Source organism: Spiroplasma endosymbiont of Lasioglossum malachurum (assembly GCF_964020065.1).
Taxonomy (GTDB): domain Bacteria; phylum Bacillota_I; class Bacilli_A; order Mycoplasmatales; family VBWQ01; genus Spiroplasma_E.
On record NZ_OZ026534.1, the window covers coordinates 219,744 to 235,785 of the forward strand.

Annotated in this window: 13 protein-coding genes and 3 rRNA genes; 15 read left to right on the top strand and 1 reads right to left on the bottom strand. The window is 30.6% G+C overall.

What is annotated here, in order from left to right:
- Nucleotides 1-20 precede the first annotated feature (20 nt).
- The 3 genes from AACK95_RS01265 to rrf all read left to right on the top strand — a co-directional run bounded on the left by AACK95_RS01265 (nt 21) and on the right by rrf (nt 4,861).
- A 16S ribosomal RNA gene (locus AACK95_RS01265) occupies nt 21-1,542 on the top strand.
- 192 nt (nt 1,543-1,734) lie between these two features.
- Nucleotides 1,735-4,672 (top strand): 23S ribosomal RNA (locus AACK95_RS01270).
- A gap of 82 nt (nt 4,673-4,754) precedes the next feature.
- A 5S ribosomal RNA gene (gene rrf, locus AACK95_RS01275) occupies nt 4,755-4,861 on the top strand.
- Together the 16S, 23S and 5S rRNA genes form the textbook arrangement of a ribosomal RNA operon.
- Before the next feature lie 82 nt (nt 4,862-4,943).
- Here the strand turns inward: rrf and AACK95_RS01280 are convergent.
- Nucleotides 4,944-5,216, bottom strand: coding sequence for a hypothetical protein (locus AACK95_RS01280; RefSeq protein ID WP_338980446.1), 273 nt, complete (start codon nt 5,214-5,216; stop codon nt 4,944-4,946).
- A gap of 278 nt (nt 5,217-5,494) precedes the next feature.
- Between AACK95_RS01280 and AACK95_RS01285 the strand changes: the two genes are divergently transcribed.
- From AACK95_RS01285 to pheT, 12 genes are all read left to right on the top strand, one after another.
- Complete coding sequence (locus tag AACK95_RS01285; protein ID WP_338980447.1) at nt 5,495-6,598, top strand: DNA alkylation repair protein; 1,104 nt, start codon at nt 5,495-5,497, stop codon at nt 6,596-6,598.
- A 146-nt stretch (nt 6,599-6,744) separates the two neighbouring features.
- Nucleotides 6,745-7,494, top strand: coding sequence for a hypothetical protein (locus AACK95_RS01290; RefSeq protein WP_338980448.1), 750 nt, complete (start codon nt 6,745-6,747; stop codon nt 7,492-7,494).
- Nucleotides 7,494-7,964, top strand: a complete 471-nt coding sequence (locus tag AACK95_RS01295; RefSeq protein WP_338980449.1) for a hypothetical protein — start codon at nt 7,494-7,496, stop codon at nt 7,962-7,964. The genes AACK95_RS01290 and AACK95_RS01295 overlap by 1 nt, the downstream gene beginning before the upstream one ends.
- Nucleotides 7,965-8,280: 316 nt before the next feature.
- The gene (infC, locus tag AACK95_RS01300) at nt 8,281-8,823 is read left to right on the top strand and encodes a translation initiation factor IF-3 (RefSeq protein WP_338980450.1); all 543 of its coding nucleotides are present in this window, start codon (nt 8,281-8,283) and stop codon (nt 8,821-8,823) included.
- A 16-nt stretch (nt 8,824-8,839) separates the two neighbouring features.
- Complete coding sequence (gene rpmI, locus AACK95_RS01305) at nt 8,840-9,028, top strand: 50S ribosomal protein L35 (protein ID WP_338959025.1); 189 nt, start codon at nt 8,840-8,842, stop codon at nt 9,026-9,028.
- A 16-nt stretch (nt 9,029-9,044) separates the two neighbouring features.
- A complete protein-coding gene (rplT, locus tag AACK95_RS01310) occupies nt 9,045-9,404 on the top strand; it encodes a 50S ribosomal protein L20 (RefSeq protein ID WP_338980451.1) in 360 nt (119 codons plus the stop codon).
- A 145-nt stretch (nt 9,405-9,549) separates the two neighbouring features.
- On the top strand, nt 9,550-10,410 hold the full coding sequence (locus tag AACK95_RS01315; protein WP_252320318.1) for a YwaF family protein: 861 nt from the start codon (nt 9,550-9,552) through the stop codon (nt 10,408-10,410).
- 31 nt (nt 10,411-10,441) lie between these two features.
- A complete protein-coding gene (locus AACK95_RS01320; RefSeq protein ID WP_338980452.1) occupies nt 10,442-10,945 on the top strand; it encodes a dUTP diphosphatase in 504 nt (167 codons plus the stop codon).
- 35 nt (nt 10,946-10,980) lie between these two features.
- A complete protein-coding gene (locus AACK95_RS01325) occupies nt 10,981-11,688 on the top strand; it encodes a SprT family zinc-dependent metalloprotease (protein ID WP_338959036.1) in 708 nt (235 codons plus the stop codon).
- A 69-nt stretch (nt 11,689-11,757) separates the two neighbouring features.
- The gene (locus AACK95_RS01330; RefSeq protein ID WP_338980942.1) at nt 11,758-12,444 is read left to right on the top strand and encodes an RNA methyltransferase; all 687 of its coding nucleotides are present in this window, start codon (nt 11,758-11,760) and stop codon (nt 12,442-12,444) included.
- Between the two features lie 64 nt (nt 12,445-12,508).
- Complete coding sequence (gene pheS, locus AACK95_RS01335; protein WP_252320310.1) at nt 12,509-13,573, top strand: phenylalanine--tRNA ligase subunit alpha; 1,065 nt, start codon at nt 12,509-12,511, stop codon at nt 13,571-13,573.
- Between the two features lie 24 nt (nt 13,574-13,597).
- Entirely contained in the window at nt 13,598-16,003 is a 2,406-nt protein-coding gene (gene pheT / locus AACK95_RS01340) for a phenylalanine--tRNA ligase subunit beta (RefSeq protein ID WP_338980453.1), read from the top strand.
- The last annotated feature ends 39 nt before the right edge of the window (nt 16,004-16,042 follow it).

Genomic DNA, 16,042 nt, shown 5'->3' on the forward strand with positions numbered 1-16,042 from the left:
CATCTTTTAACAAAAACAATTTTATTGAGAGTTTGATCCTGGCTCAGGATTAACGCTGGCGGCATGCCTAATACATGCAAGTCGAACGAAAGTAGCAATACTTTAGTGGCGAACGGGTGAGTAACACGTATCTAACCTACCATTTAGTGGGGAATAACTGTTGGAAACGACAGCTAATACCGCATATGTTATTTATTTGCAATGATAAATAATGAAAGGAGCATTTGCTTCGCTAATTGATGGGGATGCGGTGCATTAACTAGTTGGTAAGGTAATGGCTTACCAAGGTAACGATGCGTAGCCGATCTGAGAGGATGAACGGCCACATTGGGACTGAGACACGGCCCAAACTTCTACGGAAGGCAGCAGTAGGGAATTTTTCACAATGGGCGAAAGCCTGATGGAGCAATGCCGCGTGACTGATGAAGGTCTTCGGATTGTAAAGGTCTGTTGTAAGGGAAGAAGTGCTAGAATAGGAAATGATTTTAGTATCGACCATACCTTACCAGAAAGCCATGGCTAACTATGTGCCAGCAGCCGCGGTAATACATAGGTGGCAAGCGTTATCCGGATTTATTGGGCGTAAAGCGTGCGTAGACGGTTTTGCAAGTCTGAGGTTAAATTTAGGGGCTCAACCCCTAACCGCCTTGGAAACTACATTACTAGAGTATAGGAGAGGTTAGTGGAATTTCATGTGTAGCGGTGGAATGCGTAGATATATGAAGGAACACCAGTGGCGAAGGCGGCTAACTGGCCTATTACTGACGTTGTGGCACGAAAGCGTGGGGAGCAAATAGGATTAGATACCCTAGTAGTCCACGCCGTAAACGATGAGTACTAAGTGTTGCCATGAGGCAGTGCTGTAGCTAACGCATTAAGTACTCCGCCTGAGTAGTATGCTCGCAAGAGTGAAACTCAAAGGAATTGACGGGGACCCGCACAAGCGGTGGAGCATGTGGTTTAATTCGAAGCAACGCGAAGAACCTTACCAGGTCTTGACATACCTTGCGAAGCTATAGAGATATAGTAGAGGTTAACAAGGATACAGGTGGTGCATGGTTGTCGTCAGTTCGTGTCGTGAGATGTTTGGTTAAGTTCAGCAACGAACGCAACCCTTGTCCTTAGTTGCCAGCATTAAGTTGGGGACTCTAAGGAGACTGTTAGTGTAAGCTAGAGGAAGGTGGGGACGACGTCAAATCATCATGCCCCTTATGACCTGGGCTACACACGTGCTACAATGGCTGATACAAAGAGTCGCTAAACCGCGAGGTCAAGCAAATCTCAAAAAGTCAGTCTCAGTCCGGATTGAAGTCTGCAACTCGACTTCATGAAGTCGGAATCGCTAGTAATCGCGAATCAGCAGTGTCGCGGTGAATACGTTCTCGGGTCTTGTACACACCGCCCGTCAAACCACGAGAGTTGGCAATGCCAGAAGTCGGTGTCCTAACCGTAAGGAGGGAGCTGCCAAAGGCAGGGTTGATGATTGGGGTTAAGTCGTAACAAGGTATCCCTACCGGAAGGTGGGGATGGATCACCTCCTTTCTATGGAGTTTAGTTTCTAATAAGAAACCAAGACAACAAGAAAAATTAGATGGATGATTTATTGGATTACTTCTTTTGTTCTGTTTAGTTTTCAGGGATTGTTTTCTCTGAGCAATTGTTCTTTAAAAACTGGATAATAGATATCTTTTAAAAAAAATAAGATAATTTTTATCTTGCAATAGGATATTCTAAAAATAAATTATTAAGAGCGTATGGTGGATGCCTTGGAATTGGAAGACGATGAAGGACGCGATTACCTGCGATAAGCTTCGGGGAGCTGGAAATAAGCTTTGATCCGGAGATGTCCGAATGGGGAAACCCACTATCTTTAATCAGATAGTACTGTACAATGAATTCATAGTTGTGCAGAGTGATACCTAGAGAATTGAAACATTTTAGTACCTAGAGGAAAAGAAAGCGAATGCGATTCCCTTAGTAGCGGCGAGCGAAAAGGGAGCAGCCTAAACCAGTCGTCAGACTGGGGTTATAGGACTGTCTATTAGGTTCGACCTATGAAGAGTTACAAAATTTATATATAGCAGAAGTTTTTGGGAAGCAACGCCATAGATGGTGAAAGCCCAGTATGCGAAATGTATAAATCTCTTGACAGTATCCTGAGTACGGCGAGGCACGTGGAACCTTGTCGGAATTTGCGCAGACCACTGCGTAAGGCTAAATACTAACCAATTACCGATAGTGAACCAGTACCGTGAGGGAAAGGTGAAAAGTACCCCGAGAGGGGAGTGAAATAGTTTCTGAAACCATATGCTTACAACAAGTCGGAGCCCGTTAATGGGTGACGGCGTGCCTTTTGTAGAATGAGCCGGCGAGTTACGATTACATGCAAGGTTAAGTTGAAAAGACGGAGCCGAAGTGAAAGCGAGCCTGAATAGGGCGTTTAGTATGTGGTCGTAGACCCGAAACCAGGTGATCTAGCCATGAGCAGGTTGAAGTTAATGTAACAGTTAATGGAGGACCGAACCAACGTTCGTTGAAAAGACCGTGGATGACTTGTGGCTAGCGGTGAAATTCCAATCGAACCTGGAGATAGCTGGTTCTCCCCGATATAATTTTAGGACTAGCGTCAGAATTAGTGCAATGGAGGTAAAGCTCTGAATGTATGATGGCCCCACCTCGGGGTACTGAATGCAATTAAACTGCGAATGCCATTGTTACATATCTGGCAGTCAGTCTATGGGTGATAAGGTCCATGGACGTGAGGGAAACAGCCCAGATCATCAGCTAAGGTCCCCAAATCAATGCTAAGTGGAAAACGATGTGGAATTGTTCAGACAGCTAGGAGGTTGGCTTAGAAGCAGCCATCCTTTAAAGAGTGCGTAACAGCTCACTAGTCGAATGATTCTGCGCGGAAAATGTACCGGGGCTAAGCATTGTACCGAAGCTATGGGTCTATATATATGTTTACATATATTGTGGGCGGTAGGGGAGCGTTCTAATCTGCGACGAAGTTAGACCGGAAGGACTAGTGGAGCGTTTAGAAGTGAGAATGCCGGCGTGAGTAACGATTGAAGGTGAGAATCCTTCATGCCGATTGACCAAGGTTTCCTGGGCTAGGTTCGTCCACCCAGGGTTAGTCAGGACCTAAGGCGAGGCCGAAAGGCGTAGTCGATGGATAACAGGTTGATATTCCTGTACCACCATGGTGACTGATGGAATGACGGAGAAAGCTAAAATGTCCCAGTGGTTGGTAGTGCTGGGCTAAGTACAAAGAGGGTTGTGTAGGCAAATCCGCACAGCGTTAACCTTGAAGTACGATGGGGAGTGAACGGTTCGCTTAGTAACGAAGCATTTGATGCCATACTTCCAAGAAAAGTTTCTAAAGACATCACCATGGTGCCTGTACCGAGAACGGACACACGTGGTCAAGGAGAATATCCTAAGGCAAGCGAGATAACTATAGCTAAGGAACTCTGCAAAATAACCCCGTAAGTTAGCGAGAAGGGGAGCTCATAGCAATATGAGTCGCAGTGAAGAGGTCCGGGCGACTGTTTAGCAAAAACACAGCTCTCTGCTAAGTCGTAAGACGATGTATAGGGGGTGACGCCTGCCCAGTGCTGGAAGGTTAAAGAGATTTGTTAGCGTAAGCGAAGCTTTGAACTGAAGCCCCAGTGAACGGCGGCCGTAACTATAACGGTCCTAAGGTAGCGAAATTCCTTGTCAGGTAAGTTCTGACCCGCACGAAAGGCGTAACGATCCGGACGCTGTCTCGGCTATAGACTCGGTGAAATCTTAGTACCTGTGAAGATGCAGGTTACCCGCGATTAGACGGAAAGACCCCGTGGAGCTTTACTACAACTTGATATTGAATTTTGGTGTAGTTTGTACAGCATAGGTGGGAGACGTTGATATGCAGACGCTAGTAGGCATGGAGTCACCATTGGGATACCACCCTTGCTATATTGAAATTCTAACTTGAGACCATAATCTGGTCTAAGGACAGTGTCTGGTGGGTAGTTTGACTGGGGCGGTCGCCTCCTAAAAAGTAACGGAGGCGCCCAAAGGTACCCTCAATATGAATGGAAATCATATGTAGAGCGCAAAGGTAAAAGGGTGCTTGACTGCGAGACATACAAGTCGAGCAGGAACGAAAGTTGGGCTTAGTGATCCGGCGGTGCTGTGTGGAAAGGCCGTCGCTCAACGGATAAAAGTTACCCCGGGGATAACAGGCTAATCTCTCCCAATAGTTCATATAGACGGGGAGGTTTGGCACCTCGATGTCGGCTCATCGCATCCTGGAGGTGTAGTCGCTTCCAAGGGTTGGGCTGTTCGCCCATTAAAGCGGTACGCGAGCTGGGTTCAGAACGTCGTGAGACAGTTTGGTCCCTATCTGTCGTGGGCGCAAGAAATTTGAGGAAAGCTGTTCCTAGTACGAGAGGACCGGAATGGACCTACCTCTGGTGCACCAGTTGTCACGCCAGTGGCACAGCTGGGTAGCTATGTAGGGCATGAATAAGCGCTGAAAGCATCTAAGCGCGAAGTCAGTTCCAAGATGAGATTTCTCATTCGAAAGAAGTAAGATCCCTTGAATACTACAAGGTTGATAGGTCAGGTGTGTAAGCATAGTGATATGTTCAGCTTACTGATACTAATAGATCGAGGATTTATTGAAGAATATATTCTCTATTGCAAATCAAAAGTAATCAAATTTAAAGATGTCTGTTTCTAGTTTTTAGGGAGCAATTGCTAAACTATTTGGTGTCCATGGCGGAGTGGTCACACCTGTTCCCATCTCGAACACAGCAGTTAAGCACTCCAGCGGCGAAAATACCAGCAATGGGAAAATAGCACAATGCCAAATTTTTTTTATTGTTAATTTTAATGTAAAAATTAAGATTTTTTTAATTTTTACATTAAAATAAGTAAAAAAATTTATTTTTAATTTATGATTGTTTTAAACCACTTATACGCTCTGCTATTGATAAATCATTTTTTATTCATCAATAAATAGTAATAATAAATTCAATTAATAATATATAAGTTATATATTGTAGTAAACTGCAAAGTCCATAGATTAGTTTTTCTTTACGATTTGATCCAACATTAATTCCGGTGACGATTTCACCAACAGATCTAATATTAAAAATTCATAAAATAGCATTAATAATAAATAAAAAATTATTAATTAAACTTTTAATTAAACGTTTTGTTTGCATATTATTCTCCTTTAAACTAAAAATATTAATAATAATAATTTTAACATTTTAACTATAAAATATATTATTTTTAAACATTACCTTTATTATTGATATTAAAATAATATTAAATTAAAAATAATCTTGATGCTTTATCATAAGAAATGTAACAAATATTAATGTAAAGGAAATTGATATTAATTATTTTTTCATTGGTTTTTTATGTATAAAAAAGAAGGAAAAACAATGATAAAATATTATTAATAATTTTTTTTAATAAAAATTAAAAGGAAAATAGTATGCCAAAATTATTAAAAAATAGGTATAATTATCAGTTACTCCAAGATCTGGCTGTAACTATTAGAACCATATACCCTTTATTTAAAATTGATGATTTTATCAATGACATTATAGATGAAACATGAGATAAGTTAGAATTGAAAGCCCGTATGAGGAAAATTGCTATTAATTTAGGAAGATATTTACCAACCAGTTATGAACAGGTACTTGCTATCATTGATAAGATCATTGATCTTTATCCTGTAGGATTTAATGATTTTTCACTAATGTTTTTTCCAAATTTTGTTGAAATCTATGGACAAAATGAACATCATTGGGATTTGTCAATAGCTGCATTAGAAAGGTATACACAATTTTCATCTTCTGAATTTGCAGTGAGACAATTTATTATAAAACATGAAAAGCGTATGATGCAGCAAATGCTTGTTTGATCTAAGCATGATAATGAGCATGTGCGACGACTTGCTAGTGAAGGTTGTCGTCCCCAATTACCATGAGGACAAGTATTAACAAATTTCAAAAAAAATCCATATCCAATCCTTAAAATTTTAGAACAATTAAAAGCCGATCCCTCTTTTTATGTTCGTAAAAGTGTAGCAAATAATCTAAATGATATTTCTAAAACAGATCCTGACTTGGTTACAAAAATTGCAAAGGAATGATATGGTAAAAACAATCAGACTGATTGGATTGTAAAGCACGGTTGTAGGACCCTTTTGAAAAAAGGCAATATGGAGGTAATGAAAATCTTTGGTTTTACCAATATTGATTGTGTAAATGTGATTGATTTTGCTTTAGGTACTGAATTTGTTTCTATTGGAGAAAATATGACTTTTTCTTTTAAGATTGAGACAAAAAAAGCAATCAAGGTACGATTAGAATATGGTATTGATTATGTGAAAGCAAGTGGTAAACGGAATCGTAAAATATTCCAAATATCAGAGATATATTTAAAGGAAAATATGAAGAAATTTTACGCAAAAAAACATTGTTTTGCAGATATAAGTACAAGGAAACATTACCCAGGAATTCATTCAATTACACTTATTGTGAATGGTACTGATTGAGATACATTAGATTTTAAGATATTGGCTATTAGATAGTGTAACTAATTATTTGATTAACCTAAATATCGATTTTATTAGATTACAAAATTGGAAAATTAAAAGATTTGTTTTTTTATTTTAAAAGATTTAATATATATTGTATAGTATAAAAAACTATTATTAGTATCAAAAAGGGGGTCTTTATGAAAAAAATAATAAAAACATTAAGTGTTTTAACACTTGCAACAACCACAGGAAATTTAACTAATTTATTAAACAGAATTGAGCAAAAAACTAATATTACAACTAATTATATGCAAAATAAAAAACGTTTAGAAAATAAACATAGTGCAATTAACTTAGCAGATATAATAGTAAATAATAATTTAGGACTTATTAATAGTGGTAAGGATTTAGCACCATCTAAAATGAGTTTACTAATAGGTATTATTGAAGCAAATCATGCAATTAAATCATTAACTATTAATGATTTTGATATTAAAAGACAAGATACTAGTATTGCTACAATTATTGGCAAAGGTGATTATATAGGAACAGTTAATTTGTATTATAGTATTACTAATTTTGTTTCTCAAAAATTAACAAATGGAAACATTTATGCTTTAGGTGTTGATTCACAAGGTAATATTTTTAGAGCACAAGAAGATAAGGTTTATAAGATTACTCCAACAGGATTAGAAATTTTAATGGCAGGATTAGAAGGATATTGGGCAGTTAGAGCCTTAGTAATTGATAATGAAGATAATGTTTATGTTGGTAGTGATAATGGCTTTGTTTATAAGAGCGATGGTGTACGTAGTTTTGAAAAAATTATAATACCAGGACCAAAAAACTGAATTTGAGCTTTAATATTTGATAAAAATACTGAAACCGTTTATGTTGGTAGTGATACTGGTGTATTCAAAATCAGCAAAAATGGAAGACTAGTTTAATGCAAGGAACAAATGGTGATCATATTAGAAGTTTAGCAGTTGATCCAGATGGTTCAATTTATGCTGGTGATGATGATCGTGGAATAATTTATAAAACCGATAAAATAAGTCAAACTTTTGGAATATTTCAACAAATAAACGATGGACATCAAATTGATAGTTTAGTAGTTGACAAGGATAATACTGTTTTTGCTGGTTCTTGAAATGGTCGTCTTTATAAGATAAAGAATGGAATATATGAGGTAATCTTAGAAACAAATCCAAACCACGAGATTAAACGTTTAGTCATTGAGATAATAATTTATTTGTTGGTATTGACTCCAATAAAGTATATAAAAAATAGAAGGTACAGATTTATGTTGTGAATTATCTGGAATAAAAAATACTGATGATCATATTTTTGCTTTAGCAGTTGGTCCAGATGGTTCAATTTATGCTGCTGGATCGCAAGGAATCTTATATACAGCTAAAAATTTTCATAAAAGATAGGTTATATATAAGTAATTAGTATTAAAATTAATAAAAATAAAAGACTTGCTGCCTAATTATATAGTAAGTTTTTTTATTTTTATTTAAATTTATGTATTAACATATTAAAAAAATCTTGTAATTTATTAAAAATCTAATATAATAATACTTGACATAAAGAAAGTAGTTTTTACGCTCACCTGATAGCTAAGTTGTTATAGGTTCAATGCTTTAAATTTTTATTTTTAAAATAAAGTTTTGTAGTGGTGAGTGTGCGTTTTAGCACACTTTTATTTATGCAAATTAAAGGAGGTATGTATGGCTTTTAAAAATAATGATAATTTATGAAATAGTAATATTCCCTTTTATGAATTTTTATTAATTGGTAATGATGGTACTAATTATGGTTTAATGAAAAAAAATGATGCTTTAAAAAAAGCAGAAGATTTAGGATATGACCTATTATGTATATCACCAAATGCTAAACCACCTGTTTGTAAAATGTTTAAATTTGATACATATCGTTTTGAACAACAAAAAAAGGAAAAAGAAGTTAAAAAAGCACAAAAATTAACAATTGTTGAAGAAAAAGAAATTCGACTAAGTGTTGTTATCAATAACAATGACATTAAAACAAAGGCAAATAAGGCTCGTAAATTTCTAAGTAATGGTAACAAAGTAAAAGTTACATTAAAATATCGTGGTCGTGAATTACATAATCCTGAAGCAGGATTTGAAGTAATTACAAAATTTTATAAAGAATTAGAAGATATTTATATTTATGATAAAAACTTTGATAAAAAAGAAAAAAATATACAAACTATTTATCTTTTTCCAAAAAAGAAAAATCAAGAAAATTAACAATAGGAGGTAAAATATGCCAAAAATGAAAGCAAAAAAAGCTTTAAAAAAAAGAATTAAAGTAACAGGAAGTGGTAAATGAATGCGTAGTGGTGCTTTTGTTTCTCACTTAGCTCAAAATAAAACAACAAAACAAAAACGTCAATTACGTGGGTGAAGTGAAGTATCTGCTTCTGACTATAAGCGTTTAAAAGATTTAATTTAGGAAGGTGACAAAATAAATGGCTAGAGTTAAAGGTGGTTATACAACTAATCATCGTCGTAAAAAAATACTAAAAGCAGCAAAAGGATATTATGGAGCAAAACATAGTTTATATCGTACAGCAAATGAACAAGTAATGAACTCATTAGCATATGCTTATCGTGATCGTAAAAATTGTAAACGTGAGTTTCGCAAGTTATGAATTCAAAGAATTAATGCAGCTGTTCGTAATTATGATTTATCATATTCACGTTTTATTGATGGCTTAAATAAAGCTAATATTAATCTTAATCGTAAAATATTGTCTGAGTTATCAATTATTCAACCAGAAGAATTTGAAAAATTAGTTTTGGCATCAAAATCTGCTTTAGCAAAATAATTAATTGCATAATTTTATATAAATTTCAAAGAATATTTTTTTATCACAAACTTTATTTTATAATATATTTAATGGTAAAATTAAAAAATAAATTCGCTTCTTAGTATAAAAATAAGAAAGAAATTTAAAAAAAGAGGGGGCCATTATGCAATTTGTTTTTCTTGGATTTTTTGATGGTAATCCACAAGCAGTTATTAATCCTTTATTTGGTATGTATTATTGAATTGGCTTATCTATATCATTATTCTTGATAATTAGTTTATTTATTTTTAAAAGGTTTTATGCTAATTTAAGTAAGTGCTATAGTTTTAAATGTAGTTTAGGTATTTTTCAAATACTTTTATATATTAGTTTTTATATTGTTCATGGATTGAATGGTGATAATTATCAATGGTATGATTATTTTCCTTTTCAATTATGTTCGGTATTAAATATTACTAGTGGTATACTATTAATTATTCCTAATAAAAGTTTATTTAATATTACTTTTCCTTTAATTGGTCCTGTTATTTTGGCATTTTTATTACCAGATAAAACAAAATGAGTTTTTGGTCCACAGCATTTTCTTTATTGAAATTATTATTTTATTCATATTATTATTCTTTTTTCTTATTTACTTTTATATTTATATGGTCATATTGAATATGACAAAATATATATCAAAAAAAGTATATTATATTTAACTTTATTTGGTAGTGGTGTTTTTATTTTTAATACTTCTTTTGGTACTAATTACTTATTTATTGGTAATGCTGGTTATACAGCAAGTTTTGGTAAAAAAGTATTAGACACTTCAGTGTGGTTACCAATTTTACGTTTTACATTTATGTCTGTTGTTGGTATTTCATTACTAGTTTTAACATATATTTTTATTATAAAAACTTTATCTCCTTTTTATTTAGAAAAAGGAACAAAAATTAATCCTATTTATAAAGATAAAAAATCATTAATTACAAAATTTTATAAAAAATTAAATTTAAAAGATAAAAAAATAATGAAATCTTAATTAATAATTAAAAAAAGAAAGTGAGTTAATTATGTTAAATTCAAAACAATTTTTAACAATTATCCAACTTCAAAATGAGTTAGATAAAAAAATAATTATTAATCGTGGTGTTAGCGATATTAAAACATTAAATTCTAGATTTTTAGCACTTTTAGTTGAATTAGGTGAATTTGCAAATGAACAAAGATGTTTTAAATATTGAAGTTCAAAATCAAGTAGTGAAAAATCAGTAATGCTTGAAGAATATATTGATAGTCTTCATTTTATTCTTAGTATCGGTAATAGCCTTAATATTGATTTTCAAAATTTTAGTTTTTCAGAAAAAACAAATTATCAAGATCTTAATCTTGCATTCATTGATTTATTTGCTTTTGTTACAACTCTTTTTAAATCAAAATCAAGTAATGATTTTTTTGAATTATTAAATATTTATTTTACAATTGGTAAAAAATGTAATTTTAATAGTGAAGAGATTATTTCTTGTTATATTTATAAAAATGAAATAAATCATTTACGACAATCACAAAATTATTAATGGAAATAAGTGATCGTTTTATTTAGGAGATTAAAATGACTAATGTTAAAATTTTCAATTATAATAATACAAAATGAGAGTACATTATTACATATAAACAACAAAAACATATGTATTTAAAAGTGCGCAATGATCAAATTATTATTAGTGCTCCATTTTTTATGCAAGAAAAATTAATTGAAGATTTCATTTTAAAAAGTTTACCTAAAATTTTAAAAAAGAAAACTATATTAAAACCTAATATTGTTATTAATAATAATGACAGTTATCTTTATTTTTTAAGTAAAAAATATAAATTAATTACTAAGTATCATTCAAAAAAAACCATTATTTATTTTGAATTTAATAATTTGGTAGTATGCACAAATATTCAAGATGATAAGCAAATATTAATTAAAATTCAAAAATTTTTAAAAGAAGAGTCAAAAAATATTTTTATGAGTCGCTTACAATATTGATCAGAAATTATCAATATTGAGTTTTCAGTACTAAAAATTCGTTCGATGTTAAATAAATGAGGTGTTTGTCAACCAAATACTAAAATCATTACACTTAATTATAAATTAATTCATTTTGATTATGCTGTAATTGATTATGTTATAATTCATGAGTTAACGCATATAATTCATGCTCATCATAAAAAAACATTTTGAAATTTTGTTGCTCAATATTGTCCAGATTTTCAAGATTGTCAAAAAATATTAAAACAAGGAGTTATGGATGAAACAAATAACCTCACTTAAAAATCCAATAATTCAAGAATTAGTTTTATTACATGAAAGAAAACATCGCAATGTTAAAAAAAGTTTTTAATTGAAGGAGAACATTTAATTAGTATTGCATTATTAAAAAAAAGATTACTTGCAGTATATGTTGATGAGAAGTATTTAGACAAATATGCAAATTTATTAAAAACTTGTAATAATATTGAAGTTATTGTTGTAAATAGTATGATTATTAAAAAAATTTCACAACAAAAAACACCACAACCAATAATTGGCGTTTGTAATATTGTTAAAGCTTTAAATTATTTTTATTCTTCTCATATTATTCTAATTGATACAATTCAAGATCCAGGTAATTTAGGAAATATTTTACGCAGTGTTACTGCTTTTAATATTTCTGAAGTATATTTATCAAATGAAAGCATTGATTTATATAATCACAAAGTAATTAGTGCAAGTCAAGGAGCTATTTTTTATACTAATGTGTATTATGAAAATTTTGATCAATTTTTATTAAAAGTAAAAAATGCAAATTATATGATTTATGGTACATTTCTACATGAAGATAATAGTACTAATTTATCTGAAATTACCTTTAAGCAAAAGAATGCTTTTTTATTTGGCAATGAAGGACAAGGTATTAATAAAAAGTATAAAGATAAAATTAATAGTAATATTTTTATTCCAACTTCTTTTAATGTTGAATCATTAAATTTAGCAACAAGTGTAGCAATAGTAACGTATTGCTTATTTACTAGTAATATATTAAAATAAATTATACTTATTTTGAATTATAAAAATTTAATTATACATATTAATAAATTAATGGAGGAATAGAATGTTAGCGGTTAACGATTTAAAAAAAAGATTAGAAATTATTAGACAGCAAGCATTTAATAATATTGATGAAGTTGCTGATTTACATAAATTGCAAGTTTTAAAATCACAATATTTAGGTAAAAATTCGGATATTAATAATATATTAAAATCTTTAGAAAAGTTTCCTCATAATTTTAGAATTGAAATTGGTCAAGCAGCTAATAAATTAAAAAAAGAAATTAATGAATATATAATAAAAAAATTTAATGAAATTGAGAAAGATAACATTAATGAGCGTCTTAAATCTTCAGAAATTGATTTAACACTACCGGGTATTGATTTTAATATTGGTCACACCAATCCTTTATTAAAAACTGTTACCGAAATATCTGAAATTTTTAAAAATTTGGGTTATCAAATCATTAGTGGTAATGAAGTAGAAAATGAAGAATATAATTTTAATCGCTTAAATTTACCATTTGATCATCCAGCAAGAGATATGCAAGATACTTTTTATCTTGAAAATAATAATGACAAACTTAATCGTTGATTATTAAGAACACACGCTACAAATATGACTGCACGCATTCTTAGCGAGCAAGATAAAAATTCAAAAGAAACCACGGCTATTATTAGTTTAGGAAATGTTTATCGAAAAGATGATGATGATGTTACTCATTCTCACCAATTTATGCAAGTTGATGGGTTTTTAGTTGGATCTAATATTACTTTTGCAAATTTAAAATGAACATTAAATTATTTTTGTCAGCAATTTTTTGGTATGGAAACTAAAACAAGATTACGTCCTAGTTATTTCCCATTTACGGAGCCTTCAGTTGAAGTAGATGTAAGTTGCCCAAAATGTAATACAGAAGGTTGTTCATTATGTAAGTATACTGGTTGAATTGAAGTTTTAGGTGCTGGTATGATTCATCCAAATGTTTTTATTGCTGCTGGTTTAGATGAAACAACAGCAGGTTTTGCCTTTGGTGTAGGCATTGAAAGAATTACTATGATTAAATATGGCATTGACGATATCAGATTATTTTATAATAATGATTTTCGATTCTTAAAACAATTTTAAAAATTAAAAGGAGTATAAAATAAAATGATAGTTTCACGTAAAATCATTTCGCAGTGATTGAATATTAATAGCATTAAAGATTATGAAATCGTTGATGTTTTAAATAGTTTGGGTTTTGAGGTTGATCAAGTAAAAAATTTAATGTTCAGTAATACAAACTTAGTTGTTGGTCAAATTACTAAAATTACTAAACATCTTAAATCAAATAAATTAAATATTTGTGAAGTAACAGTAGGCACTGAAATGTTAACTATAGTTTGTGGTGCAGCAAATGTAGTTATTGGTATTAAAGTTATTGTAGCAAGGATAGGAAGTACTTTAGGTAATGGTCTTACTATTGTTGAAAGAACAATTCAAGACGTTGTTTCTTCAGGAATGCTTTGTTCATTAACAGAATTAGGATTAAGTGGTATTGTTCAGAATAAAGAAGAATTAAGTGGTATTATTCATTTACCAGATGATGCAATGGTTGGTAATATTAATCCATTACAATATTTAAATTTAGATGATACAATTTTTTTTATTGATTTAACAGTAAATCGTAGTGATTGTTTGGGGATTTATAGTATTGCTAGAGAATTAAGCGGTTATTTTAAAATTCCTTTAAAAAACATGGAAGTTAGTAGTATAGGAAAATTTGATAATAAAAGTCAAGTTAGTGTTCTTAATGGTAAAATTCAAGCTTTAGCAACATTAAAGATTGAATTTGATGATAAATCTGTAATAACACCAATTTGAATTAGAAGAACACTACAACTTGCAAATATTGTACCCAAAACTTTATCAGAAGATATTATTCATTTAGTAATGTTAGAATTGGGTCAACCCTTAATTACTTTTAGTGCCGATGTTTTAAAAAAACCATCTTTAAATATTTCACCTAAATCATACCCAGAAGGTAATTTGCAAATTAAAGAGGGTGATATTTTATTACATGATAAATATTTGGCTTTTAGTGTTTTAGGAGTTAGTCATAATATTGAATATGAAGTTAAACCAAGTTCCAAAGAAGTTTTTATATTTTCAATTAATCCTGATGTTACCTTAATGAGTAAACAAGCAAAGCGACATGGTGCTCTTATTAATACATTATTAGAACGTTTAACAAGACCAGTTGTTCCTGATTATTATTTAATTGCTTTACAACGTTATTTGTTTATTTTAGGACAATTACAAGTTAAATATGAAATTACTGGTTTTAGTAATGATGTTCCTTATCAAGTTAAAACAAAAGTGATCAATTTTAATTTTAATTTTATTAATAAAATTTTAGGTACAAATTTTGGGGTTAATGAAATAATTAATTATTTGACTATTATTGGTTGTCAAATTGAAATTGATGCAAAAAATCAAGAAATTTTAAAAGTAACAGTTCCTAATCATCGTAGTGATTTAAATAATGCTAATGATTTTAGTGAAGAAGTTGCCAGAGTATTTGGATATGATAAATTACCAGTTATTAAACCACAATTTAATGTATCATTTAAGTCACCAACGGCAATGGAAAATTTAATGATGAAGTGAAGACAACATTTAACAAGTTATGGTTTTAATCAAGTAAAAACATATAGTTTAACAAGTATGCAGAGATTAAATGATTTTAATTTTTTTAAATATAAAATACCTGTAAAATTAGAAGCACCTTTGACATTAACAAGAGAAGTTATGCGTTTTAGTTTGACAGATAGTTTATTAAGAATTTGTCAATATAATTATGCACGTAAAGAAACACAATTAAAAATTTTTACTGATGAAACTATTTATACAGGTGATGAAACTGATGATAATCATCATTTAGCTTTTATGATTATGGATAATTTTTGACCAAAAATTAATACTAATAGAATTACTAATAGTACGTATTATTTTATTAAAGGTTTTTTAGATGGTTTTTTAGCAAAAGTTATGCCAAATTTATTTAACTCTATTGTTTATAAAACAAATAATAATTCTTTAATGCATCCGTATTTAAGCGCAGATATTTTTTATGAGCAAGAACATATTGCTACTATTGGCGCACTGCATCCACAAACTGAAAAAATAATGAATGTTGAAAAAATATTCTTAGCAGAAATTAATTGTAGTAAGTTAGTTAAAATCATAGAAGAACAACAAAAAGTAGTTTCTAAATTTAAGCTTTGATCAAAATTTAATGCTTTAAGTCGTGATATATCAATTATTGTTAATAGCGATATTCAATTTTCTGATGTAAAAAATGCTATAATATTTGCAAATATTGATTTTTTAGAACAAATATCTTTGGAAGATTTTTATAATGATGAAAAATTAAAATCACAAAATCAACACTCATTAACTTTTAATTTGAAATTTAATAGTCAAGAAGAACAATTAGATGAAACAAAAGTAAGTGGACAAATAAGTATTATTCAAGAAATATTAAAGAAAAAATTTCAAGCAATTATTCGTTAAAAATATAACAAAATATTAAATAATAACATTAATATATTT